The following is a 24,854-nucleotide window of genomic DNA, read 5'->3' as shown; positions in this document are numbered from 1 at the left end:
AGAGAAAGTGACTCGGTCGCCAACGGCGATCGAAAGCCCTTCGCTCTTGATCGACCAACAAGAGCATCGCGACTGAAGTCGCTCCCACAGGTGGGGTGCGGCAGTCGCCAGGGCGCCGAAAGCTTTCTGCGGTGAAGTTACTAAGAGCATCGCGCACAGGGTGCAGTCCTACATTGCATCGCGCGGCAATGCCAGGGATGCCGGCCAGCACCCTTCGACTTCGGCCGCTGGCGCGGCCTACGCTCAGGGCGAACGGATTTGGCGTTGTGGGCGATGCGTCCCTAACCCGATCAATCCAACGCCGGATAATCCGTGTAGCCCTCTGCACCGCCGCCATAAAACGTCTTCTGATCCGGCACATTGAGCGGCGCGTTCTCACGCAACCGGCGCGGCAGGTCGGGGTTGGCCAGGAACGGCACGCCGAACGCCACCAGGTCGGCCTTGCCGCTGGCCACCGCGTCGATCGCCATGTCGCGGTCGTAGCCGTTGTTGACGATCCAGGCGCCGCGGAATGGCTTGCGCATGGCGGCGTAGTCGAACGGTTGCGGTTGGCGGTTGCCGCCCGTCTCGCCTTCGATCACATGGATATACGCCAGGCCCAGCGCAGCCAGCCGCTCGACGGCGCGGTTGAACAGGGCTTGCGGATCGCTGTCGGCGATGTCACCGGCCGGGGTCAGCGGCGACAGCCGTACGCCGGTGCGGCCGGGGCCGACTTCGCGGGCCACCGCTTCGCACACTTCAAACAACAAGCGCGTGCGGTTTTCGATGCTGCCGCCGTAGGCGTCGGTGCGGTGGTTGCTCCTGTCGCGCAGGAACTGGTCGATCAGGTAGCCGTTGGCACCATGCACCTCGACCGCATCGAAGCCGGCCTCGCGTGCGTTGGCGGCGGCCTGGCGATAGGTGTCGATGATGCGCGGGATTTCATCCAGCGCCAGCGCGCGCGGCGCGGATACGTCGACGAAACCTTCGGCGATGAAGGTCTTGGCGTCGGCGCGGATGGCCGACGGCGCCACCGGCGCCTGGCCATTCGGTTGCAGCGATACATGCGAGATGCGGCCCACATGCCACAACTGCAGCACGATGTGTCCGCCCTTGGCATGGACCGCTTCGGTGACTTTCTTCCAGCCGGCGATCTGCTCGGGCGAATGGATGCCCGGGGTGGCGATGTAGCCCTGGCCCTCGGGGCTGATCTGGGTGGCTTCGGCGATGATCAGCCCGGCGCTGGCGCGCTGCGCGTAATAGGTGGCGTTGAGTTCGGTGGGCACGTTGCCGGCGCTGGCGCGGTTGCGGGTGAGCGGCGCCATTGCCACGCGGTTGGGCAGGCGCAGGTCACCGACCTGGATCGGCTGGAACAGGACTTCGGCATCGGATGGGCTGGCGTGGGAAGAGCTCATGGGATTTCCTTGTGGATCGAAGAGCGGGCTGGCGCGCGCGGGGCACGCGCATCTTGCCCGAGGCCATGTTTGCGTTTCATGAGCGCCAGCCACATTGCCGCCGCGTGGTGACCGTTACCGCGGGCAGCCTCCACTACAATGGCCGCTTTCCGCGCTGATCATTGCCATGCCGCCGCTGCGCCTGAAACGCTACCTGCTGACCGGCCTGCTCACGTTCATCCCATTGTGGGTGACGTGGCTGGTATTCAAGTTTGTCCTGGGTGTGCTGGTGGACATCGGCGCGCCGCTGGTGAGTGCGCTGCTGGGTGCGCTGGCGCTGGTGGCGCCGCGTACGGCGGCCGTGCTGGGCAGCGCGTGGAGCACGTACATCGTGGCGCTGCTGATCACGCTGGGCGCCTTGTACCTGCTGGGCGCGCTGGCCAACCGGGTGATCGGGCAGCGCGTGATCGGCGCGTTCGACGGTGTGCTGGCGCGCATCCCGGTGGTGCAGACCATCTACGGCGGTACCAAGAAGTTGATGGCGGTGCTGCAGAACAAGCCCTCCGGCGTGCAGCGCGTGGTGCTGGTGGAGTTTCCCCGGCGCGGCATGCGGGTGGTCGGCTTCGTTACCCGGGTGATGGTCGAGGAAGGCAGCGGCCGCGAGATGGCGGCGGTGTTCATCCCCACCACGCCCAACCCTACCGGCGGTTATCTGGAAGTGGTGCCGCTGGCCGAGCTGACGCCCACCGACTGGACCATGGACCAGGCGATGGCTTTCATCATTTCCGGCGGTGCGGTGGCGCCCGATACCTTGCCCGCCTTTTGTGGGAGCGACTTCAGTCGCGATGCTCTTCCGCCCACCGAAAAGCATCGCGACTGAAGTCGCTCCCACACACAGGAGCTCCCATGCATCGATGGCTGCTGATTCCCCTGCTGGGCCTTGCGACCCTCACCGTCCACGCCACTGACTGGACCACGCCGGCCGAGGCGGCGCAATTCCGCACCACGCCCAGCTACGCCGACACGCTGACCTATCTGCAGCGGCTGCAAAAGGCGGCGCCGGGCGTGATCCATCTGGAAACGTTCGGCACCACGCCCGAAGGCCGGCCGATGACGGTGGTGATCGCCAGCGGTGACGGCACGTTCGACCCGGCGGCCGCGCGCGCGGCGCACAAGCCGGTGGTGCTGGTGCAGGCCGGCATTCACCCCGGCGAGATCGAGGGCAAGGATGCGGGGCTGATGTTGCTGCGCGACATCGCGGTCGCCGGCAAGTATCCGCATCTGCTCGATGAGCTGGTGCTGGTGTACATCCCGGTGTTCAGCGTGGACGGCCACGAGAATTCCAGCCCGTACCATCGCATCAACCAGAACGGCCCCGCGTCGATGGGCTTTCGCGGCCAGTCGCAATACCTCAACCTCAACCGCGACTACATCAAGGCCGACGCGCCGGAGATGCGCGCGTGGCTGAAGCTGTGGCAGGCGTGGCTGCCCGATTTCCTGATCGACGTGCACACCACCGACGGCGCCGATTACCAATACGACCTCACCTGGTACACCGAGGACCCGCACAAGCTCGACCCCGCCGTGAGCGCCTGGCAGCAAGACGCCATCGTCAACCACGCCATGCCGGCCTACGAGCAACGCGGGCATCTGGCCTCCAGCTACCTGGAGTTCAAGGACGGCCGCGACCCGCGCAAGGGCCTGGAGAACTTCGGCTCCGGCCCGCGCTTTTCCACCGGCTACGCAGCGCTGCAAAACCGCCCCGCACTGCTGATCGAAACCCACATGCTGAAGCCGTACGCAAACCGCGTGCGCGCCACCTACGACATCGTGGAGCTGATGCTGGAACAGATCGGCCAGCATCCCGCCGCGCTGCTCGCCGCCACCGCGAAAGCGGATGCCGACACCATCGCCCGTGCCCATGATGCAAAAGCCCGTGTGCCGCTGACCTTCAAGCTCGATCCCCAACCCACGAAGCTGGCATTGAAGGGCTACGCGTTCACCCGCCGCCACAGCGACATCTCCGACAGCGAGTGGATCCGCTACGACCCCGACCAGCCAACGACGTACACCATTGACAACTGGAACCGGCTGCTGCCGGACCTGTCCATCGTGCCGCCCGCCGCCTACGTGGTGCCTGCGCAGTGGACGGTGGTCATCGACCGACTGGACGCGCACAGCATCCACTATCGGCGTACCACGCAGCCGCTGACGGTGCGTGCCGAGGGCTACCAACTGGATGAACCGCGCTGGGCCGACAAGCCGTTCGAGGGTCACCTGATGCTGCGCGATTTCCGCCTGCGCGCGCTGCCGCGCGAGGTGCGCCTGCCCGCCGGTTCGGTGATCGTGCCGATGGATCAGCGCGCCGCCAACGTGGCGATCAACCTGCTCGAACCGCAGGCGCCGGACTCGCTGCTGCACTGGGGCTACCTCAACGCCATCTTCGAGGCCAAGGAATACGGCGAGCCGCGCGTGGTGGAAAAACTGGCGCGCGAGATGCTGGCGAAAAGCCCGGCGTTGAAAGCCGAGTTCCAGCGCAAGCTGCACGACAATCCGGCCTTCGCCGGCGACAGCCGCGCGCGGCTGGCCTTCTTCTTCGAACGCTCGCCCTGGTATGCCGCGCAAGACGTGGGTGCCTACCCGGTACTGCGCCTGGACACCACGCAATGGCAGTCGTTGTCGGCGCGGGATGAAACGGTTGACGGCGCCCGCCACTGAGGCCTCGGCCGGCGGCCGTACCCCTTACCTTTGACACTGTGCCCACCATGACGATTGACCTAGCTTGGTTCGTCATTGTCGCAGCCTGTGTCCGACCCACCATCAGCCACGCTCGCCATCCAAACGCCGCGCTCGCGGACCACAATCACGAGGGAAATCCATGACCAAGCCGTATTTGAAACCGCTGGCGCTGGCCGTCAGCCTGGCCTTGTCGCTGACCGCCTGCGGCAAGCAGGAGCCGGCCGAATCCGCTGCGCCGGCGCCCAGCGCCAGTGCGAACACCGCCGCCGCGGCGCCGGCCGCGTCGGGCGGCATTTTCGATGTCAGCGAGCTCGACCCGAACATCAACGCCTGCCAGGATTTCAACGGCTTCGTCAACGACAAGTGGGTTGCCGCCAACCCGATCCCCGCCGACCACACCAGCTGGGGCGCGTTCAACAAGCTGGCCGAGGACAGCCTCAATACCCAGCATGAAATCGTCGAGGCCGCGGCCAAGAACGCCGCCTCCGCCAAGGCGGGTTCGATCGATCAGAAGATCGGCTACCTGTACCAGTCCGGCATGGACGAGGCCACCATCGACAAGGCCGGCTTCGACCCGATCAAGCCGCGCCTCGACGCGATTGCCGGCCTGAAGAACACCGCCGACATCGTCGACTTCATCGACAAGAGCTACGCCGAAGGCAACGGCCAGGTGTTCAGCTTTGGCGCCGGCGCCGACTTCGACAACGCCAAGCTGCAGATCGCCTACGCGATGCAGAGCGGCCTGGGCCTGCCGACCAGGGACTACTACACCAAGCCCGAGTTCAAGGAGATCCGCGACGCGTACGTGGCCTACATCGCCAAGTCGCTGGAGCTGACCGGCGTGTCGGCCGCCGACGCGAAGGCGCAGGCCGACCAGGTGATGAAGCTGGAAACCTCGCTGGCCGCCGCCTCGCTGGCGCCCACCGAAATGCGTGACCTGGACAACCAGTACCACTTCGTCAGCGTGAAGGAAGCGGACAAGATCACCCCGCACTTCAGCTGGGAAAAATTCTTTGACGCCCAGGGCGTCAAGATCGACAAGGGCTTCTCGTTGTCGCAGCCGAAATTCTTCGCCGCGTTCGACAAGCTGCTGGCCGACGCGCCGGCATCGCAGTGGCAGGCCTACCTGCGCTTCCACACCATCGACGACTCCGCCAACGCGCTGTCGAAGAACTTCCGCGACAACAAGTTCGACTTCTACGGCAAGACCCTGGCCGGCCAGCCGCAGCAGCAGGAGCGCTGGAAGCAGGTGCTGGGCGCGGTCAACGGCGCCATGGGCCAGGCCCTGGGCCAGTTGTACGTGGCCAAGGAGTTCACCCCGGAAGCGAAGCAGCGCGCCGAGGAACTGGTCACCAACGTGCGCGATGCGCTGAAGACCCGCATCGAGAACCTGGACTGGATGAGCGCCGACACCAAGGCCAAGGCCGTCGAGAAGTGGGAGCAGTTCCTGCCCAAGATCGGCTACCCGGACAAGTGGCGCGACTGGTCCGGCCTGGAGCTGACCGCGGACAACTATTACGCCAACCTGCAGGCGGCGGCCAAGTTCAACTACGACTACGACATCGCCCACATCGGCAAGGCCACCGACCGCGGCGAGTGGTACATGACCCCGCAGACGGTCAACGCGTACTACGACCCCAGCACCAACACGATCAACTTCCCGGCCGCGATCCTGCAGCCGCCGTTCTTCGATGCCAAGGCGGATGATGCGATCAACTACGGCGGCATCGGCGCCGTGATCGGCCACGAGGCCAGCCACGGTTTCGACGACCAGGGCAGCCAGTTCGACGGTTTCGGCAACCGCCACAACTGGTGGACCAAGCAGGACAAGGCGCAGTTCGACGCGCGCAGCACCAAGCTGGTAGATCAGTTCAACGCCTACGCGCCGATCAAGGACAAGCCGGACCTGCACGTCAACGGCAAGCTGACCCTGGGCGAGAACATCGCCGACCTGGGCGGCCTCGCCGTGGCCTACGACGCGCTGCAGACGGCGTTGAAGAACCATCCGGCAGAAGCGGACAAGAAGATCGACGGCTACACCGAGGACCAGCGCTTCTTCCTCAACTGGGCCCGCGTGTGGCGCGGCAGCATGCGCGAGAAAACCTCGATCGTGCGCCTCAACACCGATCCGCACGCGCCGATGGCACTGCGCGCCACCGCTGCGCCGTCCAACATGCCGGCGTTCGCGCAAGCGTTCCAGTGCAAGCCCGGCGACGCGATGGTGCGTCCGGCCGATACCCAGGTGAAGATCTGGTAAGGCGTTCGCGCCGACCTTGCAACAAGTGAAACGAAGAGGCCCCGCATGCGAATGCGGGGCCTCTTTCGTTGTGGGAGGGCGCCGGCCAGCCACAACGCTATTGCAAATCATTCTCATTCCTTTACCATGCGTCCGGTCGCGCCTCGCCCCGGTCCACGGGTAGCCAGCGCTCCACTCTCCCGCAAAAGCATGCCTCGGCACGGCGCCGGCGGCTGCGCCGTTCCGCCGTTCGCCTGGCGCCGGCGGCGGGAAACATCGCAGATGGCAAAGGAACCCCACGCATGTCTTTCATCAAGAGCCGCAAGCACACCGTTTCCACGGGCGTGCGCCGCATGTCGCTGGCCGGCACCACCACCGCCACGTTGCTGACCAGCCTGGCATTGGCGCAATCCGCCGTGGCCGCGGACGCCTCACCGGTCGCGCAGATGACGGACGCCCGCACCCTGCCTGGCATCAAGGTGCAGGCCACGCGCGGCGCCGACTACCGCGCCGACAAGGTCGAGTCGCCCAAGTTCACCCAGCCGCTGCTGGATACACCGCAGACCATCACGGTGATCTCCAAGGACCTGATCACCGACCAGGGCGCCACCACGCTGACCGAGGCACTGCGCAACAGCCCGGGCGTGGGCACCTTCTATGCCGGCGAGAACGGCGCCACTTCCACCGGCGATTCCGTCTACATGCGCGGCTTCGACGCCTCCAGCAGCATCTTCGTCGACGGCGTGCGCGACCTCGGTTCCATCTCCCGCGACGTCTTCAACATCGAGCAGATCGAAGTGGAAAAAGGCCCGGCCGGCACCGACAACGGCCGCACCTCGGCCGGCGGCGCGATCAACATGGTGAGCAAGCAGCCGTTCCTGGCGAATGCCGTCTCGGGCTCGGTGTCCTACGGCGACGCGAACCGCAAGCGGGTCACCGCCGACTGGAACCAGGCGATCGGCGAGCACGCCGGTTTTCGCCTCAACGTGCTGGGCCAGGATGGCGGCGTCAGCGGCCGTGACGGCGTCGAGGACAATCGCTGGGGCATCGCGCCGTCGCTGGCCTTCGGCCTGGGCACGCCCACCCGCGTCTATCTGAATCTGCTGCACGTGAAGCAGAACAACGTACCCGACGGCGGCGTGGCGACCATCGGCCTGCCCGGCTACAGCAGCCCCGATCCGGACCTTCGGCCGTGGCTGGACAACGCCCCGCGCGTCGACCCGGAAAATTTCTACGGCACCGACGCCGACCACGACCACGTCAAGGCCGACATGGCGACGCTGCGCATCGAGCACGATTTCGCCAACGGTGCCACGCTGCACAACACTACCCGCTGGGGGCGGACGCATCAGGACTACCTGCTGACCTCCTTCATGTACAGCGCCGCCAACCTGGTCACGCCCGACCCCGCCGACCCGTCCAGCTGGACCGTGGCGCGCAGCAACCCCACGTTCAAGGACAACACCAACACCATCCTCACCAACCAGACCAACCTCACCGCGACGTTTCACACCGGCGCGGTGGAGCACGCGCTCAGCACCGGCATCGAGCTGACCCGCGAGAAACTGTCGACCACCGGCATCGCCGTGCTCGATGGCAGCGCCTGGACCCCGGCGAACATCTATCACCCCACGCCGCACGCTACCGGCCTGGCCTGGGGCCGCAACGACGCCGACAGCAACGGCAAGACCACCACCGAGGCGGCGTATGCGTTCGATACCCTGAAGTTCGGCGAACAGTGGCTGCTCACCGGCGGCCTGCGCCTGGATCACTACAAGACCGAATTCACCAGCCGCGTGCCTTGCGGCGGTCGTCGCGGGCCGGACTGCGGCGCGCTTGCCGAGGGCACCGCGGTGCCCGGCGTCAACGCCACCGTTTCGGACAACCTGCTCAACTGGAAGTTGGGCGTGGTGTACAAGCCCGCCGCCAACGGCAGCATCTACGCCGATTACGCAGTGTCCGCCCAGCCGCCCGGCGGCGCGCAACTGCAGCTGAGCTCATCGGCCAACAGCGCCGACAACCCCGCGTTCGATCCGCAGAAGGCGCGCACCGCGGAGCTCGGCACCAAGTGGGATCTGCTGGGCGAAAACCTGCTCGTCAGCGCCGCCGTCTACCGCACGGAAGTCAGCAACGATATCGCCCAGGGCGATGACGGGCTGTACTACCAGACGGCGAAGAAGCGGGTCAGCGGCGTGGAACTCACCGCCGTGGGCAAGCTGTCCGAGCGCTGGTCGGTCAGCACCGGCTTCACCACCATGGACACCACGGTGCTCAAGGGCGCGGTGGTTTCGCAGGACGGCTCCGACGATCTGGCGTACACGCCGAAGTACGCGTTCACCGCCTGGACCACCTACCAGTTGCCGTTCGGCCTCTCCCTCGCCGGCGGCGCGCGTTACGCGGGACAGTTGAAGCGCGGCACCGACGGCGCCGTGGGCACGCCCAACTACACCAAGTCGTATACCGTCTTCGATGCAATGGCCAGCTATGCGATCAACAAGCATTTCAACCTGCAGTTGAACGTCTACAATCTGTTCGACAAGACGTATGTGTCGGCCATCAACAAGAGCGGTTACCGCTACACGCCCGGCACACCGCGTTCGGCGATGCTGACGGCCAACTTCAGGTTCTGATGGAGGCCGGGTGTTGAACGGCGAGAATCTCCCACGCCGTTCACCCTGAGCGTAGCCGCGCAGCGGCGAAGTCGAAGGGGCTCTTGCGCCAGGCTTCGACTTCGCCGCTGCGCAGCTACGCTCAGCCAGAACGGTGACATCGCGGCGCGCTCGACCCGATTCGCTTTTCCCCGCTCCTTCGTGGAATCCACCATGCTCCTGCACATCCCCGCCGTCCTCAGCTCCGAGCAGGTCGTCCCATTGCGCGCTGCGCTGGATACGGCCGACTGGGTCGACGGCCGCGAGACGGTGGGCGCGCAGGGCGCGAAGGTGAAGCGCAACCGGCAATTGCCCGACGCCTCGCCGCTGCGCCGGCAACTGGGCCGCGTCGTGCTCGATGCGCTGGCGAAGCATCCGCTCTATCACGCCGCCGCGCTGCCGTTGCGCACGTTGGCGCCGCGTTTCAACCGCTACGAAGGTGGCGGCGAATACGGCTTCCACGTGGACGGCGCGGTGATGGCGCTGAATGGCGAGGGTGCGCAGATACGCAGCGATGTTTCCTGCACGCTGTTTCTCAACGACCCGCACGAGTACGACGGCGGCGAGCTGATCGTCAGCGACACCTACGGCGAGCACGAGGTGAAGCTGCCGGCCGGCGACCTCATCGTCTACCCGTCGAGCAGCCTGCACCGCGTGGCGCCCGTCACGCGTGGTGCGCGTATCGCCTCGTTTTTCTGGGTGCAAAGCCTGGTCCGCGACGACAGCCGCCGTCGCCTGCTGTTCGAACTGGACGGCTCGATCCAGGCACTGACCGCCAGCGGCGCCGACGCCACCGCGGTGCTGCAACTGACCGGCATCTACCACAATCTGCTGCGCCAATGGGCCGAAACCTGAGACTGCAAGAGGTGCGACATCGCGCCGATCCGCATCACAACGGTTCCCAGCAGCGACCGCGCGGCGGATAATCGTCGGCCCTCGAATGCAACACGGCGGCGCAATGTTCGTACCTGGTCAACGCTGGATCTCCTCTGCCGAACCCGAGCTGGGCCTGGGCACCGTCTTGCGCGTCGAAGGACGCGGCGTACAGGTGCTGTTTGCCAAGGCCGGGGTGCTGCGTCCCTACGCGGTCGACTCGGCGCCGCTATTGCGGGCGGAGTTTCGCGCCGGGCAGCGGGTGGCCGGCAAGGGCATCGCGTTCCTGGTCGAGCGGGTGGAAATCCGCGACGAGCTGCTGATCTACCGCGGCGAAGGGCGCGAACTCGAAGAAGGCCAGCTCGACGACGAGCAGAGCGTGAGCCAGGCCGACGACCGCCTGATCGGCGGGCGCACCGATCCGGTGGCGCAGTTCGAGCTGCGGCTGGACGGCATGCAACGGCGCGCGCTGGCGCGCCGTTCGCCCAGTTGGGGCCTGGCCGCCGCCCGCATCGGGCTGGTGCCACACCAGTTGCGCGTGGCCGGCATCGCTTCGGCACGACGTCCGCCACGTGTGCTGCTGGCCGACGAAGTGGGCCTGGGCAAGACCATCGAGGCGGGCATGATCATCGCCCGCCAGCTGGCCACCGGCCGCGCCTCGCGCGTGCTGTTGCTGCTGCCCGACACGCTGGTCTACCAATGGTTCGTGGAGCTGCTGCGCCGCTTCAACCTCAGCTTTGCGATCTACGACGAGGAGCGCTGCGAGGCATTGGAGCAGGCCGGCGACCACGGCAATCCGTTCGAAGACGAGCAATTGGTGATCGCCGATTTCGGCTTTCTGGAAAACTCGCCCAAGTACGCCCAGCAATTGCTGGAGGCGCCGTGGGACCTGCTGGTGGTGGACGAGGCCCATCACCTGGCGTGGTCGCCCACGGAGGCCAGCCCGCGCTACACGATGGTGGAAAAACTCGCCGCGGTGATCCCCGGCGTGATCCTGCTCACCGCCACGCCGGAGCAGCTCGGGCGCAGCGGCCATTTCGCCCGGCTTCGTTTGCTCGACCCGCAGCGCTACCACGATCTGGACGGCTATCTGGCCGAATCGGACAGCTACCAGGCGCTGTCGAAAGTGGCCGACCGCCTGCTCGACGGTGAGCCGCTGGACGACGATCAGCGCGCCGCCCTGGCCGACGCCTTCCGCGGCGACGGCGCGCTCACCGCGCTGCTGGCCGACTCGACCAAGCCGGCCAACGCGCGCGAACTGCTGGCCGCGCTGATCGACCGCCACGGCACCGGCCGCGCGATGTTCCGCAACAACCGCGCCGGCGTGGGCGGCTTTCCCCAGCGCGCACCGGTATGGCATCTGCTGGACGCGGACGACATCGACGACGCCACCCGGCAATCGCTGCTGGCCGAATTCCACGCCGACATCCAGCAACCGGCCGGCCTGATCGAGGTGGATTACAGCGCCGACCCGCGCGTGGATGCGCTGATCGCCCTGCTCGACGCGCACCCGCAGGACAAGTTTCTGCTGATCTGCCGCAGCCAGGCCAAGGTGCTGGCGCTGGAGGAAGTGCTGCGCACGCGCAGCGGCGTGGGCCTGGCGCGCTTCCACGAGGGCCTGGGCATCGTGCAGCGCGACCGCAATGCGGCGTTCTTTGCGCAAGCCGACGGCGCGCGACTGCTGCTGTGTTCGGAGATCGGCTCGGAAGGACGCAACTTCCAGTTCGCCCATCGGCTGGTGCTGTGGGATCTGCCGCTGGATCCGGACCTGTTGGAACAACGCATCGGCCGGCTCGACCGCATCGGCCAGCAGCACGACATCGCCATCCACGTCATCGCCGTGGCCGACAGCGCCCAACACATGCTGGCGCGCTGGTACGACGAGGGCGTGGATGCGTTCCGCCACAGCCCCGCCGACGGCCGCGAACTGCTGCGCCGCTACGGCTCGACGCTGACCGAACTGGCCGAAGAACACGCCCGCGGCGACGACAACCGCGATCAGGAATTCGAGGCGCTGCTGGCCGAAACCCGCGCCAGCCACGAGGAGTTGGCCGAGCTGGTCCGCGGCGGCCGCGACCATTTGCTGGAACTGGCCGCCAGCCGCGACCTGCATGCCGACGAATTGCAGCAGGCGTTCGCGCGCGAGGACAACGATCCCGGCCGCGATGCCTTCATCCAGCGCCTGCTGGAAGCGTTCGGCATCCACCCCGAGGACCTGGGCGGCCAGGTGTTGCTGCTCGATCCGCAATACCTGTCCACCGACGCCCTGCCCGGTTTCGCCGATGGCCCGCAATCCGTCACCTTCAGCCGGGACGTTGCCCTGGCGCGCGAAGAGCTGCCGCTGTTGCGGCTCGACCACCCGCTGGTGGCCGGCGCGCTGGACCTGGCGCTGTCCGGCGAACAGGGCAACGCCGCCTTCATGGTGGACGACGTGCTGCCGCCGCGCACCGCGCTGCTGCAGGCGGTGTTCGTGCTGGAGTGCGTGGCCGACCGCCGGCTGGACGCGGAGCGCTTCCTGCCCAGCCTGCCGATCGTCGTCACGGTCGACACCAAGCTCGCCGAGCGCGCCGACTTCACCCCCAGCGAAGTGGCCTTGCGCAAGGCACCGGACCGCAACATCGAAGTGCCGCGCTACCGCAAATTCCTGGGCAAGCTGGTGCCGCCGATGCTGGAGCGCGCCGAAACGCTGGCCGCCAATCGCGGCCAGGCGCGCATCGATGAGGCGCTGGCGCTGGCCAGCGAAACACTGGACGCGGAGCTGTCACGCCTGCTGGCGCTGCGTGCGGTGAACCCGTCGGTGAGCGATGCGGAAATCGGCGCGGTGACCGACGAACGCACGCGATTGCTGGCCGCGCTGCCGCTGTCGCGGCTGCGCCTGGATGCGGTGCGGTTTGTGGTCAGCGCGGATTTCCTGGCGTTGCGCTGAGGCGGCCTGGTGGCCGCCCGGGATTCGGGATTCGGGATTTGTAAAAGCAAAAGCTCGCTTCGCTGCAACGGCAAGGCCAGGTTTGGCTCTTGCGAATCCCGAATCCCGAATCCCGAATCCCGAATCCCGGCCCCATCAACGCAGCAGCCGTCCCCGCGGCTTGATCGGCAGCCGCCCGCGCCAGTACTGGATCAACACGTAGCCGCCCACCATGCCGCCCAGGTGCGCGAAGTGCGCCACGCCGGCCTGGGTGCTGGTGACGCCCATCACCAGTTCCACCAGCGCGTAGCCGATCACGAACAGCCACGCGGGCATCGGCACCGGCAGGAAGATCAGCATCACCTTCTCGTGCGGATACAGCATGCCGAAGGCCAGCAGCAGCCCGAACACCGCGCCCGACGCGCCCAGCGTGGGATAGAAGCCGTGGGTGAACCACTGCACCACGATCAGCTGCGCCACCGCCGCCACGATGGCGCAAACGAAGTAATAGATGACGAAGTTGCGCGCGCCGAAGGTACGCTCGATGACGCCGCCGAACATGTACAGCGCAATCATGTTGAACAGGATGTGGGTCACGCCGCCATGCATGAACGCGTAGCTCACCAGCTGCCACGGCCGGAAACCCACCGACGCCAGCGCGCCACTGGACAGTTGCATCACGTGGTCCGGCCCCCACGGCCACAGCGCGAAATACTGCAACAGCATTTCGCCGAATACCTGCTGCAGCAGGAACACCACGACATTGGCGATCAGCAGGTTGCGGGTGACGGGCGGCAGGTTCAAAGGCATGCGGCGGATTCCAGGAAGCAGGTGACAAGCATGACAGCAGACACGCCGTGGTCGGCGCGCGCATCAACCCGATGAGATGGGGCAGCCACGACGATGGCACAAGCAGCGGGCGGGCGTGAAAACCAAAAGCCGCCTTGCGGCGGCTTCATGCGGTGCAACGACGGTGGCGGATCAACCGTTGTGCGCGGCCATCGCCATCGCTTCCGGACGCTTGGCGCCCACGAAACGCTTGGCCCAGTAGCCGGTCTCCAGGCTGGAGATTTCCACCGACTTGCCGGTGGTGGGCGAATGGATGAAGCGACCATCGGAAATGTAGATGCCGACGTGCGAGACGCGGTGCTTGCCGCTCGTGCGGAAGAACACCAGGTCGCCGGGTTTCATGTCGGCGCGCTTGACCTTCAACCCGGCCAGGAACTGCGCCGCGGAATTGGTCGGTAACTGCATGCCCACCGCGTGGGCAAACACGTAACGCACGAAACCACTGCAATCGAAACCGGTCGACGGGTCGCGCCCGCCACGCACATAACGGGTATCGCGCAGCTTCATCGCCATCGCGATCAAGGCCTTGCGCAGGTCGGTGACGCCGACGACGTCTTCCGCCTCTTCGTCCGCGGCAATCGCCGCGTCCGGCTTGACCGGCGCGACGTGAGCCACGTTGCGGTGGGCCAGCAGTGCGGGGAACGCGGCGGCATCGGCACCGGCCAGGGACACGCTGGCGAAGATCGGCAGCGGCGCTACAGCCGGGGCGGCAGCGGTGGTGGCGGGCTGAACATCGATATAGGCGCTATGCGTGACGGCAGCATGCAGCGAACCGCACAGTGATGCGGCAATAACGGCCGCAGCAACGGTCAATCGGTGGCTTGGCATGCGGGACTATCCCCTTTTGCGGTTCACGGACCGTCAGCGAACGGTGTCGATGACGTGACGAAGGGGTGAACTTAGCAAAGGGAGATAGGCCGTATGTTCGATCCGGGTTAACTGAACTCCGTCGTTTCGGGTTTCCGAGACGGTGCGCACAGTTGGAATGGACTGATTCGACAGGGAAAATCGTCGCACGCCGGCTGAGATCGGGGCGAACCGCCTTCAGCCAGCCGCAGGTATGACCGTCGGCTGGGGGCGCTGGCCGAAGATCGCCGTGCCGATCCGCACCTCGGTGGCGCCCTCGGCAATCGCCAGCGGGAAATCGCCGCTCATGCCCATCGACAAGCGCGGCAGGTCGTGTCCCCGGGCCACGGCCTCGTCACGCAGTTCGCGCAACTGACGGAAACAATCGCGAACCAGACGCGGATCGTCGGAATGGGTGGCCAGCGTCATCAGCCCGCGCGGGCGCAGGGTCGGGTAGTCGCGCAAGCTGTCCAGGAACGCCGGCAGCTGCGCCGGGTCCAGCCCGTACTTGCTTTCCTCGGCGGCGGTCTTGACCTGCACCAGCACGTCGATCGTCCGCCCCGCGGCCACCAGCTGGCGGTGCAGTGCCGCGGCGAGTTGCGGCCGGTCCAGCGACTGCACCTCGCTGGCCAGCCGCGCCACGTCATGGGCCTTGTTGGTCTGCAGATGGCCGATCACCACCCACTCGATGCCGCAGCCGTCCAGCGCGGCGGCCTTGTCGCGGATTTCCTGCACCTTGTTCTCGCCGAAGCGGCGCAAGCCCAGCGCCATCGCGGCGCGAACGGTCTCGGCGCCGAACGTCTTGCTGACCGGCAGGATCGTCACCCCGGCCGGATCGCGTCCGGCGGCATGGCAGGCTTCGTCCACGCGCCGACGGACGTCGGCCCAGTTGGCGGCGAGATAGGTGGGGTCGGACAACGTTGGAATCTCCTTTGGAGCGAGGAGCGAGGAGTGGGAGAAAGCCGGGTATCGCATGCGCTCTCTCACTCCACTCGACTCACTTCTCCGCCCTCATGCCTTGCCGCCGTTCTCGCCATGCCGCGCCACCACCTCGGCCACCACCATGCTGACCTTCTTGCCGGTGGGAATGTGCAGGAACTCGTTCGGCCCGTGGGCGTTGGAGTGCGGCCCCAGCACGCCGGTGATCAGGAACTGCGCCTTGGGGAATTTCTCGCCCAGCATGCCCATGAACGGGATGCTGCCGCCCTCGCCCATATAGGTGGCGGGCGCACCGAAGTAGTGCTGCGAGGCGTCGTCCACGGCCTGTTCCAGCCACGGCGACAGCGCCGGCGCGTTCCAGCCGCTGCCGTCCTTCTCCAGGTCGAAGCTGACCTTGGCGCCGTACGGCGGGTCTTTTTCCAGCAACTGCTTCACGAACTCGCCGGCCTTGGCGCCGCTCAGCGTGGGCGGCACGCGCAGGCTCAGCTTCACCGCGGTCTTCGGGCGCAGCACGTTGCCGGCGCTTTCCAGCGCCGGGATGCCACCGATGCCGGTGACAGCCAACTGCGGCCGCCAGGTGCGGTTGAGCACCAGCTCGGACAGGTCGTCGGTGACCGGCCGCATGCCTTCCACCCACGGGAACTTGTTGAAGATTTCCTCACCCAGCACCTCGGCCGAATGCTTCGCCTGGTCGACGCGATGCGGCGGGATGTCGACGTACAGCTCCGGCGGCTTGATCGTGCCGGTGGCCGGGTCTTCCAGCCGCGACAGCAAGTCGCGCAGGATGCGGAAGCTGGACGGCACCACGCCGGAGGCGTCGCCGGAATGCACGCCTTCCTCCAGCACCTGCACGGTGAGGTTGCCGCCGGTCATGCCGCGCAGCGAGGTGGTCAGCCACAGCTGGTCGTAGTTGCCGCAGCCCGAATCCAGGCACACCACCAGCGACGGGCTGCCGATGCGCGCGGCCAGGTGGTCGACGTAATGCGGCAGGTCGTAGCTGCCCGACTCCTCGCAGGCCTCGATCATGATCACGCAGCGGGCGTGGGCAATACCCTGGTCGTGCAGCGCCAGCAGCGCGGCCAGCGAACCGAAGATGGCGTAGCCGTCGTCGGCGCCGCCGCGGCCGTACAGCTTGTCGCCCTTGAGCACCGGCGTCCACGGGCCCAGCCCCTCGGCCCAGCCGGTCATTTCCGGCTGTTTGTCGAGGTGGCCGTACAGCATCACGGTGTCGTCGCTCTGGCCGGAGGCCGGCGCACCGTTCGCGCCGCAGGCGGGAATGTCGATGTAGATCAGCGGCGTACGCTTGTCCAGCCGCACCACTTCCAGGGTAGCGCCGGGGAGTTTCTCCAGCTTGGCGCGGGCCCAGGTTTCCATCAGCCGCACCGCCGCATCCATGTGGCCGTGCTCGGCCCACTGCGCGTCGAACATCGGCGACTTGTTGGGAATACGAATGTATTCAACCAACTGCGGCACGATTTCGGTATCCCACAGGTCACCGACGTAGCGGGAAAGGCGGGCAGTATCCATCGTGAAACTCCAGCAGCGGCAAATGCGCATTCTATCAGCGGCATATGTTGCCCCTGCGCCGACGTGTCGTAAGTCATGCCTCACAGTTCTCCACGCGTGACGCGCACGGCCTGCCTGCGCACGGTCCGGCTGTGCCCGCCGCGCGAAGCGGCCAGTGTGGGGAGGCGGCCATCGGTGCCGCCTCGATTCTTTCGCAAGGAGCAAACCCATGATCCGCAAACTCGCCACCCTCGCCTTCGCCGCCCTGGTCTCCCTGCCCGCGCTGACGTTCGCCGCCACGCCGGTCAATATCAACCAGGCCGACGCACCCACCATCGCCAAATCGCTGGATGGCATCGGCACCTCCCGCGCCGAAGCCATCGTGGCCTGGCGCGATGCCCACGGCCCGTTCAAGAAGGCGGACGACCTGCGCCACGTCAAGGGCATCGGCAAGGCCACCATCGAGCGCAACCGCGACGCGATCCTGCTGGCCGACACCGCCGCGCCGCCGGCCGCGCACAAGCGCGCCACCCGCAAGGATTAACGCTTTGCTCCCTCCCCTGCGCCGCAGGGGAGGGCTGGGGAGGGGTGCTTTTTGGCCTTACCCTCTCGACCCTCTCGCGCTGAATTAAAACGCCGCCATTCCCCCACACCCGCCATCCCCACTGGCAGCAAGCGCCCGGTTCCCTCGCGACACCGCTGCGCTAAACTCGCGCGCCCTGCTGCCGTTGTACTGGACATGATCCTGCCGCGTTACCACGTTGCCGCCTCCGCCATTCCCGGCGCGGGCAAGGGCCTGTTTCTCGACGAACCCGTCGCCGCGGGCCGCGTACTGACCGCGCCCGCCGGCATCGACCGCACCTTTCGCCACGCCGAAATCGCCGCCTCACCCACCCTGAGTACCCAGTGGCATGCCAGCGCGCGCTGGTTCGAGGATCGCTACACGCTGTCGCCGGACTGGCCCGACGAGTGCTTCATCAACCACAGCTTCGCGCCGAACGGGCTATGGCACCTGGGCTTTGTTTTCGCGCTGGCCGACCTGCCCGCGGGAACCGAGCTGACGGTGGATTACCGCCACCTGCTGCCGCCGGGCCAAAGCGAGGATTTTGCCGATTCGGTCACAGGTGAGACAATTACCGGCTTGCCCTGGCACGAGAGTCTTGCCAGCACTACCCAGGCGCTCGCCCGTTTGCTGGCCGCCCCCAACGCTGACCGTGATGTTTGACATTCCTACTATCGACACGGCGCGCTTGCGCCTGACTGCGCTCACCGAGCGTCACTTCGACGATTACGCCGCCATGCTGGCCGATCCCGAAAGCACGCGCTGGGTTGGCGACGGCCAGCCGCTGGACCGCACCAATGCCTGGCGTTCGCTGGCGATGCTGCTGGGCCATTGGCAGTTGCGCGGTTGCGGCATGTGGGCGCTGGAGCTGAAAAGCACCGGCGAATTCATCGGTCGCGTGGGTTTCATGTACCCGGAAGGCTGGCCCGATCTGGAGCTGGGCTGGATGCTGAAACCCGAGCACCAGCACATGGGCTACGCCACCGAGGCGGGCAATGCCGCGCTGGATTTCGTGTGGAGCCGCCTGCACGCGCCGCGAGTGATCAGCCTGGTGCGGATCGGCAACGAAGCCTCCGACCGGCTCGCCGAACGGCTCGGCGGCGAGCACATCGAAGACATGGATTTCTACGGCAGCCACAGCCACGTGTTCGCCTACTACCCGCCCCATCGCGAGCATCGGCGCGCCTACGCGTAACCCGTCCTCTCGGGCGAGACGCAGCGCCGCCCGATGTGGGAGCGACTTCAGTCGCGATGCTTCTGCTCTGTAGCCCCAAAGCAAGAGCATCGCGGCTGAAGCCGCTCCCACAGGAGACCGCTCCTGCGAGGCGTGGAGACTCCGGCAAAACCCTTTTACGTCGTCCCCTGGTTGCTGCCGCCTGGCTTCCGGATTTGCGCGCCGCGCGCTGACGGCATTCGACGAGGGTCGCCGCGACGGGCGATTTTTTTCACGACCTCAGTACACGTCGCGGCGATAGCCGCCCGTTTCGCGCAGCCGCTCGACGGCCGTATCACCCAACACCTCGCACAACACCGCCTCCACCGCCGGCGCCATGCCCTGCAGGCTGCCGCAGACCTGGATCGCCGCCCCGGCGGCCACCCATTCGCGCAACGTATCCGCCGCCTGCCGCAGGCGATGCTGCACGTAGACGCGCTCGGCCTGCTGGCGTGACCAGGCAAAATCCGCGCGTTCCAGCTGGCCCTGGGCCAGCCAGCGGTTGATCTCGTCACGGTAGGGAAAGTCGTGCGCCTGCTGACGCTCGCCGTACAGCAGCCAGTTCCGGCAACGGCCCGCGTCGATGCGCTCCTTCAGCAACGCGCGCAGCGCGGCCATGCCGGTGCCATTGCCGATCAGGATCAGGGGGCGCGCATCGGCCGGCGCATGGAAGACGGCGTTGCGGCGCACGCGCAGGGCGATCTCGCTTCCGATCGGCGCATGCATGGTCAGCCAGCCCGAGCCGATGCCCGGCGTTCCGTCCGGCATGTTCTGCCGGCGCACCAGCAGGTGGATGGCGCCATCGGCCGGTATTGAAGCGATCGAATACTCGCGGTGCGGCAACAACTGCAACCGGGCCGCCACCGCCGTTTCGTCCAGCCCCGCCATCTCGCCGGGTGCCGGCAGGCGACAGCGCGACAGCAGGCTGGCCAGGGTCAGTGATTCCTTTCCAAACATCACCATGGCATTGCCGTCGAGCGCGTGCGCCGACAGCCACTGCGCCACGTCGGCGGGCGCATGTCGCGGCCCGATGTCCACCAGGTCGCCAGCCTGCCATGACGCCGCGTCCTGCAGCGGTCGCAAAGCCAGATGGAAGCAGGGGCCGCCCAGACTGCCGGCATTGAGCAGTTGCCGTTCGGCCAGCTGCCACTGCTGATAACGCGGCGGCTGCCAATCCGGCAGATCGCGCACATCGCACAGCGTGGCCAGGTGGTGCTGCCAATGGCGCAGCGCGGCGGCGTCCTCGTCGTCCACTTCCACCGGATCGAACAGCGCCTGCGCGCCGCTGGCCCGCAGCCAGCGCTGCAATTGGCGGCCGAAACCGCAGAACTCGTCGTAGTCGCTGTCGCCCAGCGCCAGCAGGCCGTAACGCACGCCGGCCAGATCCGCCGCGTTCGCCATCGCCTGATGGGCGAAGGCGACGGCCATGTCCGGCGGCTCGCCATCACCGGTGGTGCTGACCACGAACAGCGCGCGCGAGGTAGCGCGCAAGGCGTCCAGGGTCGACGCGTCGATCGCATCCACGCGCGACGGCACGCCGGCCGTCTGCAGGCTTTGCCAGGTTTGCCGCGCCAGCTGCTCGGCCAGGCCGGTCTGGCTGGCGTAGAACACACGCACCGTATTCGCCGCGGCCGGCACGGGTGCCGCCGCGGTTTGCGGTGCCGGGGCGGCCGCTACGGTGGTTTCACCGCCTTCGGCCCGCCCGCGGCGGTGACGGAACCAGCCCACCAGCGCCATCCAGCTGCCCAGCAGTCCTGCCGCGGCCAGCCAGCAATGGCGGCCCGGATCATGCCATTGCACCGCTTCGACGCGGCAAAACCACAGCAGCGCGGCCAGCAGGCCGAACGTCGCCAGCAACATGCCGTTGCTGACGGCGGCCAGCCGCCCGAACGTGGCGTGATCGCGTTTCATCGGCGCACCGCCGCGGCGAATGCCGGCGACGTCCGCTGTACGAAACCATCGGCCGTGCGCACGATCATCAACACGGCCAGCCCGTGCGCCCGCGCGTACGCCATGCCCTTGTCCGCGCCCATCACGCTGAGCGTGGTGCCCAGCGGATCGGCCTGCATACAGTCGTCCGCCAGCACGCTCACCGAAGCCACCTCATGCGGCACCGGGTAGCCGCTGCGCGGATCGATATGGTGCGAGTAGTAGCGGCCCTTGTCCTCGAACACGTGGCGGTAGTCGCCCGAGGTGGCGATGGCGCGCTCGTCCAGTGCGACGGTGTCGATCAGTTCATCGGCATCGACCACCGCGCCGGCTGCCGCATCCGGACGCTCGATGCCCACCCGCCACACGCTGCCGTCCGGTTTGCGTCCATGCGCCCGCAGCTCGCCGCCCACTTCCACCAGATACGCCTGCACACCCATCCGCTGCAGGTAGCGGGCGACCTGATCCACGCCATAACCCTTGGCCACCGCGGACAGATCCAGATACACGCCGCCCGGCTGCCGCACGCGACGCGTGGCGGGATCCAGCTGCAATTTCCACCAGCCCACCCGCGCCTGCGCCGCCGCGATCGCCTGCGCCGTGGGTGGCTGGCGCGGGCGCTGGTCGGGGCCGAAACCCCACAGGTTCACCAGCCGCCCCACGGTGGGGTCATAAGCGCCATCGCTGTCCTTCGCCAGTTGCAGCGCATGCCGCAGCACGGTGAAGAATTCCGGCGGCAGTTGCTGCCAGCTGCCGGCGGGCGCGCGGTTGAAGCGCGACAGGTCGGAGTCCGGCTGGTACGTGCTCATCTGGCCGTCCACCCGATCCAGCTCGGCCTGGATGCCCCGCTGCAACACGTCCCCAGCATGCTTCGGCGACAGCACCACCAGCACCGACCAGGTGGTGCCCATGGTGCGCCCATGCAGGCGCTGCAACTCCGTCGCCGCGACAGGCGCGGCGACAATCAGTGCAACGAGGAAAACCAGGCAGACAGGCAGGCGCAACCGCATCATCGATTACTCGGGCAGGACCTCGAGCGTGGCGGTATACGACAGCCGGCGCTTGCTGGCCTGCTTCACGCCGGCCTTGTCGTCCTGCGTGGCGGCGTTGATCCAATACATGCCCGGGTGCGGCCAGGTCAGCGTGAACCGGCCGTCCGCGCCGGTCTGCGCCGTCATCTCCTCCTGCGCGTTGCGGTAGCGGGTGGCGCCGGCGATGGCGCTGACCTTGAGGCCCGCGGCCGGCTTGCCGTCCAGCAGCAACTGGAACGTGGCTGGCTCGCCCTCCACCAGGTCGGTGACGCCGGAAACCGGCACCAGCTCCAGTCCCTCACCGCCGGGCTTGAGCGCGGTGGCGTTGGGCTTGCCGTTGGTGACGAAGGTTTCCACGCGGCTGCTGGAGGCGGTGACCTCGACGTCCCTGGCGCCGGCGGGAATCGCCGTGGCCAGTTCAGCGGCGTCGCCACGCCAGCGCTTTTTCTGGCCGTTCAACTCATAACGGGCAAACAGGCCCCGGTTGACCAGCGCCAGCTTGTAGGTGCCTTGCTGGCTCAGTTCAACGTCGAACACGCTGCGGTATTTGCCGGTGGCCGCGTTTTGCGGTTTGGCCGTCTGGCCGTCCGGCGCGGTGATCACCAGCTGGCTCAGCGGAGCCGCGTGGTGATCGGGGAAAAACAGGTCGTTGGAGATCGCCGCGTCCACCGTCACCCACGGGTCGGCGCCGGCCACGTTGGTGGCCGAGGGCACCATCCACATCTTGTGCGCCTGGGCGGCCAGTGGCGTGGCGATGGCGGCGGCAAGGACGATCCACTTCAGTGTGCGCTTGTGCATGTTCGCTCCGGGTTCGGCATGTTCTAGGGGTTGATGTCGAGACTGACGGCGCCGAGTTCGCTGCTGCCTTGCGCGCTCAGGTGCTGCGTGGCGCTGACCGGCCAGGTGAACGGCACGCGCACCACTTCGCGGCCACCGACCTCGCGCGCGGCTTCGACCACCAGCGTGTAATCACCCGGCGCCAGCGTGCCCAGCGGCGCCTGGCCGTCGACGAACTTCAGCTGGTACTGCCCGGCCGGCCGGGTGGCTCCGGACACGCCATCGACCGGCAACGACAGCTCGCGGCCACCGCGTCGCCACCATTGGCGCAGGTCGGGCAGCCACTTGGTGCCGGCGCCTTCCTTGCTGTCTTTCTGCGCGTACCACGCGGCGAGTTGGGCCGCCACGCTGCGGTCGGCGCGCTCGATCCAGATGGCGGCGTAGGGCCGGTGGTATTCGGCCACCTTCTGCTCCGGAATCCGCACGGTAAGGTCCAGCTCGGCCGCCGCCAGCGGCGCGGTCAGCAACAGCGCGAGGGTGCAACACAGCAAACGACGCATCGGCATGAATCCCGTCAGTGAATGAAAAGCAGCGCCAGCAAGGCGGGTAGCACCAGCCCCAGCGCCACCAGCGGCCAGGTGGACGCACGGCGCGCGGCGTGGAACTTCAGCAGGAACAGGCCGGTGATCGAAAACACCAGGCAGGCCAGCGCGAAGACATCGATGAACCAGCCCCACACCGGCCCGGCATGGCGGCCCTTGTGCAGGTCGTTGAGGTAGGCCACCGCGCCGCGACGCGTCACCTCGTAGTCCACCTCGCCGCTGGCGCGGTCGATGCTGAGCCAGCCATCGCCGCCGGGGCGCGGCAGCGACAGATAGATCTCGTCCGCCGACCATTCACCCGCGCGGCCAGCAACATGGGCCGACAGGGACTCATCCAGCCAGTCGGCCACCGCGCCCGGCAGCGGCGCCGCCTTGCGCGCATCCTCACCGGCAACCATCGCCAGCAGCGCCGGCGGCAACTTGGCCGCGCGGTCGACGACCTTCGGCGTGGCCTCGATCTGCCGCGCGTGATTCAGGGTGATGCCGGTCAGCGCAAACAGCAGCAGCCCGATCAGGCACAACGCCGAGCTGATCCAATGCCATTGATAGAGCTGGCGCATCCAGAAGGCACGACGCTGCAATGTCGCGGGGTGTTGTTGGGGTGGGGAAATTGCCATCGGCGCCTGTGACCCGCAGCCCTTCCCGCAGCAACAAGGCCACGCAAAAACGGCTCTTTTCGATCAAAACGCAGCCAACCATAGCGGGCCGCGTGACTGGGGCGATTAGACACTAAATAAGAATCAGTCGCAACAATCAGAAATCGTAGGCCGCCAGCCATCCGCCGGCGCTCGGCCGCAATGCACGCAAGAAGGAACATCAGCAGGTGCGCCTCCTTGAAAACCGGAGCCTGCCGCGTCCCTACGGTAGACCGGCAAATTCCGGCGGCGTAGCAAATATCAACGGTCGTCGCGTGTCCAGATGGCGCCGTCGTCCTCGCGCACGGGGAAACTGGCGATCGGCTCGTACGCCGGCGGTTTGGTGACCGCGCCGGTACGCACGTCGAAGCGCGCGCCGTGGCGCGGGCACTCCACTTCGAAGCCGAACACCTCGCCACCGGCGAGGTCGCCGCCGTCGTGGGTGCAGGTGTCTTCGATGGCGTAGAGCGCGCCGTCGATGTTGTACACGGCGATCGGCGTGTCGCCGTCCCACACGACCTTGTATTCGCCGGGCAGGAAATCGCTGCGCGTGCCGACGCGGATCCAGTCGTTCATGTCCCCGTCGTTCATGCCGCGGCCTCCGTCAGGTTCTTCAACAGTACTTCGAAGCGCAGGTCGTCGCGGCGCGGAATCCCGAAACGCTCGTCGCCATAGGGAAATGGTTCGAACTGCCCGGTGCGCCGGTAACCGCGGCGGCCATACCAGGCGATGAGTTCATCGCGCTGCACGATTACCGTCATGCGCAACGTGGCGCAGCCCCAGGTTTCGCCCACGATGCGCTCGGCCTCGGCCAGCACGCGTTTGCCCAGGCCCGCGCCCTGCGCCAGCGGGTCGACGGCGAACATGCCGAAATAACCGCTGTCGTCCCGGCGCTCCAGTTGGCAGCAGGCCATCAATTTGCCGCCGCGTTCGGCCAGCAGCAGTTGGCTGTGCGGCCCGGCGATCAACGTCAGCACGTCGTCGATATTGGTGCGCCGGCCGTCGAGCAGGTTCGATTCGGTGGTCCAGCCGCGCAGGCCCGATTCGCCGCGATAGGCGGATTCCACCAGCGCGACGATGGCGGCGGCATCGGCGGCGCGCGCCGTGCGAAAGGTCAGGTCATCAGGTTCGGTCATGCCGCGGATGATAGTGCGCGGCTGCGTCCGGCCACCATGATCTGCGGCATGTGGC

At 67.1% G+C, this 24,854-nt stretch carries 21 protein-coding genes; 9 read left to right on the top strand and 12 right to left on the bottom strand.

All coding sequences use genetic code 11. The features are described 5' to 3' along the window. Nucleotides 1-290 precede the first annotated feature (290 nt). Complete coding sequence (locus UU9_RS16535) at nt 291-1,394, bottom strand: alkene reductase (RefSeq protein WP_007082914.1); 1,104 nt, start codon at nt 1,392-1,394, stop codon at nt 291-293. A 166-nt stretch (nt 1,395-1,560) separates the two neighbouring features. Between UU9_RS16535 and UU9_RS16530 the strand changes: the two genes are divergently transcribed. From UU9_RS16530 to rapA, 6 genes are all read left to right on the top strand, one after another. Then, nucleotides 1,561-2,253 carry a DUF502 domain-containing protein gene (locus UU9_RS16530; protein WP_007082913.1) on the top strand — a complete coding sequence of 231 codons (693 nt, stop codon included), beginning with the start codon at nt 1,561-1,563 and terminating at the stop codon, nt 2,251-2,253. Nucleotides 2,254-2,279: 26 nt separating this feature from the next. Beyond that, on the top strand, nt 2,280-4,091 hold the full coding sequence (locus UU9_RS16525) for a M14 family metallopeptidase (RefSeq protein ID WP_007082912.1): 1,812 nt from the start codon (nt 2,280-2,282) through the stop codon (nt 4,089-4,091). Between the two features lie 160 nt (nt 4,092-4,251). After that, nucleotides 4,252-6,369 carry a M13 family metallopeptidase gene (locus UU9_RS16520; protein WP_007082911.1) on the top strand — a complete coding sequence of 706 codons (2,118 nt, stop codon included), beginning with the start codon at nt 4,252-4,254 and terminating at the stop codon, nt 6,367-6,369. A 281-nt stretch (nt 6,370-6,650) separates the two neighbouring features. Beyond that, nucleotides 6,651-8,978 (top strand): catecholate siderophore receptor Fiu, encoded by a 2,328-nt coding sequence (locus tag UU9_RS16515; RefSeq protein WP_007082910.1) that lies wholly within the window; start codon nt 6,651-6,653, stop codon nt 8,976-8,978. A 192-nt stretch (nt 8,979-9,170) separates the two neighbouring features. Beyond that, complete coding sequence (locus UU9_RS16510; RefSeq protein WP_007082909.1) at nt 9,171-9,851, top strand: Fe2+-dependent dioxygenase; 681 nt, start codon at nt 9,171-9,173, stop codon at nt 9,849-9,851. Nucleotides 9,852-9,954: 103 nt separating this feature from the next. Continuing rightward, nucleotides 9,955-12,795, top strand: coding sequence for an RNA polymerase-associated protein RapA (rapA, locus tag UU9_RS16505; RefSeq protein ID WP_040671260.1), 2,841 nt, complete (start codon nt 9,955-9,957; stop codon nt 12,793-12,795). Nucleotides 12,796-12,930: 135 nt separating this feature from the next. Here rapA and UU9_RS16500 read toward each other — a convergent pair whose 3' ends face one another. The 4 genes from UU9_RS16500 to UU9_RS16485 form a co-directional block, all read right to left on the bottom strand. Further along, nucleotides 12,931-13,584: a rhomboid family intramembrane serine protease gene (locus UU9_RS16500; RefSeq protein WP_007082907.1), complete on the bottom strand. Its 654-nt coding sequence runs from the start codon at nt 13,582-13,584 to the stop codon at nt 12,931-12,933. 171 nt (nt 13,585-13,755) lie between these two features. Then, the gene (locus tag UU9_RS16495) at nt 13,756-14,451 is read right to left on the bottom strand and encodes a C40 family peptidase (RefSeq protein WP_007082906.1); all 696 of its coding nucleotides are present in this window, start codon (nt 14,449-14,451) and stop codon (nt 13,756-13,758) included. A gap of 216 nt (nt 14,452-14,667) precedes the next feature. Next, a complete protein-coding gene (locus tag UU9_RS16490; RefSeq protein ID WP_007082905.1) occupies nt 14,668-15,387 on the bottom strand; it encodes a YggS family pyridoxal phosphate-dependent enzyme in 720 nt (239 codons plus the stop codon). A gap of 93 nt (nt 15,388-15,480) precedes the next feature. Further along, a complete protein-coding gene (locus UU9_RS16485; protein ID WP_007082904.1) occupies nt 15,481-16,935 on the bottom strand; it encodes a M20 family metallopeptidase in 1,455 nt (484 codons plus the stop codon). Nucleotides 16,936-17,143: 208 nt separating this feature from the next. Here UU9_RS16485 and UU9_RS16480 point away from each other — a divergent pair, with 208 nt between their 5' ends. The 3 genes from UU9_RS16480 to UU9_RS16470 all read left to right on the top strand — a co-directional run bounded on the left by UU9_RS16480 (nt 17,144) and on the right by UU9_RS16470 (nt 18,671). After that, on the top strand, nt 17,144-17,458 hold the full coding sequence (locus UU9_RS16480) for a ComEA family DNA-binding protein (protein WP_007082903.1): 315 nt from the start codon (nt 17,144-17,146) through the stop codon (nt 17,456-17,458). Nucleotides 17,459-17,653: 195 nt separating this feature from the next. Beyond that, nucleotides 17,654-18,139, top strand: coding sequence for an SET domain-containing protein-lysine N-methyltransferase (locus UU9_RS16475; protein WP_007082902.1), 486 nt, complete (start codon nt 17,654-17,656; stop codon nt 18,137-18,139). Next, a complete protein-coding gene (locus UU9_RS16470; RefSeq protein ID WP_040671258.1) occupies nt 18,132-18,671 on the top strand; it encodes a GNAT family N-acetyltransferase in 540 nt (179 codons plus the stop codon). The genes UU9_RS16475 and UU9_RS16470 overlap by 8 nt, the downstream gene beginning before the upstream one ends. 258 nt (nt 18,672-18,929) lie before the next feature. Here the strand turns inward: UU9_RS16470 and UU9_RS16465 are convergent, their stop codons facing one another. The 7 genes from UU9_RS16465 to UU9_RS16435 form a co-directional block, all read right to left on the bottom strand. Next, nucleotides 18,930-20,600: a sulfite reductase subunit alpha gene (locus UU9_RS16465; protein ID WP_007082900.1), complete on the bottom strand. Its 1,671-nt coding sequence runs from the start codon at nt 20,598-20,600 to the stop codon at nt 18,930-18,932. After that, nucleotides 20,597-21,529, bottom strand: coding sequence for an FAD:protein FMN transferase (locus tag UU9_RS16460; protein ID WP_425476854.1), 933 nt, complete (start codon nt 21,527-21,529; stop codon nt 20,597-20,599). Before UU9_RS16460 ends, UU9_RS16465 begins: the two co-directional genes overlap by 4 nt. Before the next feature lie 105 nt (nt 21,530-21,634). Further along, nucleotides 21,635-22,447, bottom strand: coding sequence for a DUF4198 domain-containing protein (locus UU9_RS16455; protein ID WP_007082898.1), 813 nt, complete (start codon nt 22,445-22,447; stop codon nt 21,635-21,637). Nucleotides 22,448-22,470: 23 nt separating this feature from the next. Then, the gene (locus UU9_RS16450) at nt 22,471-22,986 is read right to left on the bottom strand and encodes a DUF2271 domain-containing protein (RefSeq protein WP_007082897.1); all 516 of its coding nucleotides are present in this window, start codon (nt 22,984-22,986) and stop codon (nt 22,471-22,473) included. Between the two features lie 14 nt (nt 22,987-23,000). Then, nucleotides 23,001-23,645, bottom strand: a complete 645-nt coding sequence (locus tag UU9_RS16445) for a PepSY-associated TM helix domain-containing protein (protein WP_040671257.1) — start codon at nt 23,643-23,645, stop codon at nt 23,001-23,003. 279 nt (nt 23,646-23,924) lie between these two features. Beyond that, entirely contained in the window at nt 23,925-24,239 is a 315-nt protein-coding gene (locus UU9_RS16440) for a non-heme iron oxygenase ferredoxin subunit (protein ID WP_040671276.1), read from the bottom strand. 11 nt (nt 24,240-24,250) lie between these two features. Next, nucleotides 24,251-24,799: a GNAT family N-acetyltransferase gene (locus UU9_RS16435; RefSeq protein ID WP_007082894.1), complete on the bottom strand. Its 549-nt coding sequence runs from the start codon at nt 24,797-24,799 to the stop codon at nt 24,251-24,253. Nucleotides 24,800-24,854 lie beyond the last annotated feature (55 nt).

The sequence above is a fragment of the Rhodanobacter fulvus Jip2 genome (assembly GCF_000264315.1).
Classification (GTDB): domain Bacteria; phylum Pseudomonadota; class Gammaproteobacteria; order Xanthomonadales; family Rhodanobacteraceae; genus Rhodanobacter; species Rhodanobacter fulvus.
The sequence above is the reverse complement of the archived record's forward strand: the minus strand, read 5'-3'. Positions and strand labels throughout refer to the sequence as shown.

Excerpts from the sequence above, each read along its gene's own strand:
- UU9_RS16495 (WP_007082906.1), bottom strand. The coding sequence starts at position 14,451 with ATGCCAAGCCACCGATTGACCGTTGCTGCGGCCGTTATTGCCGCATCA.
- UU9_RS16475 (WP_007082902.1), top strand. The coding sequence starts at position 17,654 with ATGATCCTGCCGCGTTACCACGTTGCCGCCTCCGCCATTCCCGGCGCG.
- UU9_RS16515 (WP_007082910.1), top strand. The coding sequence starts at position 6,651 with ATGTCTTTCATCAAGAGCCGCAAGCACACCGTTTCCACGGGCGTGCGC.
- UU9_RS16525 (WP_007082912.1), top strand. The coding sequence starts at position 2,280 with ATGCATCGATGGCTGCTGATTCCCCTGCTGGGCCTTGCGACCCTCACC.
- UU9_RS16500 (WP_007082907.1), bottom strand. The coding sequence starts at position 13,584 with ATGCCTTTGAACCTGCCGCCCGTCACCCGCAACCTGCTGATCGCCAAT.
- UU9_RS16480 (WP_007082903.1), top strand. The coding sequence starts at position 17,144 with ATGATCCGCAAACTCGCCACCCTCGCCTTCGCCGCCCTGGTCTCCCTG.
- UU9_RS16470 (WP_040671258.1), top strand. The coding sequence starts at position 18,132 with ATGTTTGACATTCCTACTATCGACACGGCGCGCTTGCGCCTGACTGCG.
- UU9_RS16450 (WP_007082897.1), bottom strand. The coding sequence starts at position 22,986 with ATGCGTCGTTTGCTGTGTTGCACCCTCGCGCTGTTGCTGACCGCGCCG.
- UU9_RS16530 (WP_007082913.1), top strand. The coding sequence starts at position 1,561 with ATGCCGCCGCTGCGCCTGAAACGCTACCTGCTGACCGGCCTGCTCACG.
- UU9_RS16455 (WP_007082898.1), bottom strand. The coding sequence starts at position 22,447 with ATGCACAAGCGCACACTGAAGTGGATCGTCCTTGCCGCCGCCATCGCC.
- UU9_RS16460 (WP_425476854.1), bottom strand. The coding sequence starts at position 21,529 with ATGGGCACCACCTGGTCGGTGCTGGTGGTGCTGTCGCCGAAGCATGCT.
- UU9_RS16535 (WP_007082914.1), bottom strand. The coding sequence starts at position 1,394 with ATGAGCTCTTCCCACGCCAGCCCATCCGATGCCGAAGTCCTGTTCCAG.
- rapA (WP_040671260.1), top strand. The coding sequence starts at position 9,955 with ATGTTCGTACCTGGTCAACGCTGGATCTCCTCTGCCGAACCCGAGCTG.
- UU9_RS16520 (WP_007082911.1), top strand. The coding sequence starts at position 4,252 with ATGACCAAGCCGTATTTGAAACCGCTGGCGCTGGCCGTCAGCCTGGCC.
- UU9_RS16440 (WP_040671276.1), bottom strand. The coding sequence starts at position 24,239 with ATGAACGACTGGATCCGCGTCGGCACGCGCAGCGATTTCCTGCCCGGC.
- UU9_RS16510 (WP_007082909.1), top strand. The coding sequence starts at position 9,171 with ATGCTCCTGCACATCCCCGCCGTCCTCAGCTCCGAGCAGGTCGTCCCA.
- UU9_RS16435 (WP_007082894.1), bottom strand. The coding sequence starts at position 24,799 with ATGACCGAACCTGATGACCTGACCTTTCGCACGGCGCGCGCCGCCGAT.
- UU9_RS16445 (WP_040671257.1), bottom strand. The coding sequence starts at position 23,645 with ATGGCAATTTCCCCACCCCAACAACACCCCGCGACATTGCAGCGTCGT.
- UU9_RS16485 (WP_007082904.1), bottom strand. The coding sequence starts at position 16,935 with ATGGATACTGCCCGCCTTTCCCGCTACGTCGGTGACCTGTGGGATACC.
- UU9_RS16465 (WP_007082900.1), bottom strand. The coding sequence starts at position 20,600 with ATGAAACGCGATCACGCCACGTTCGGGCGGCTGGCCGCCGTCAGCAAC.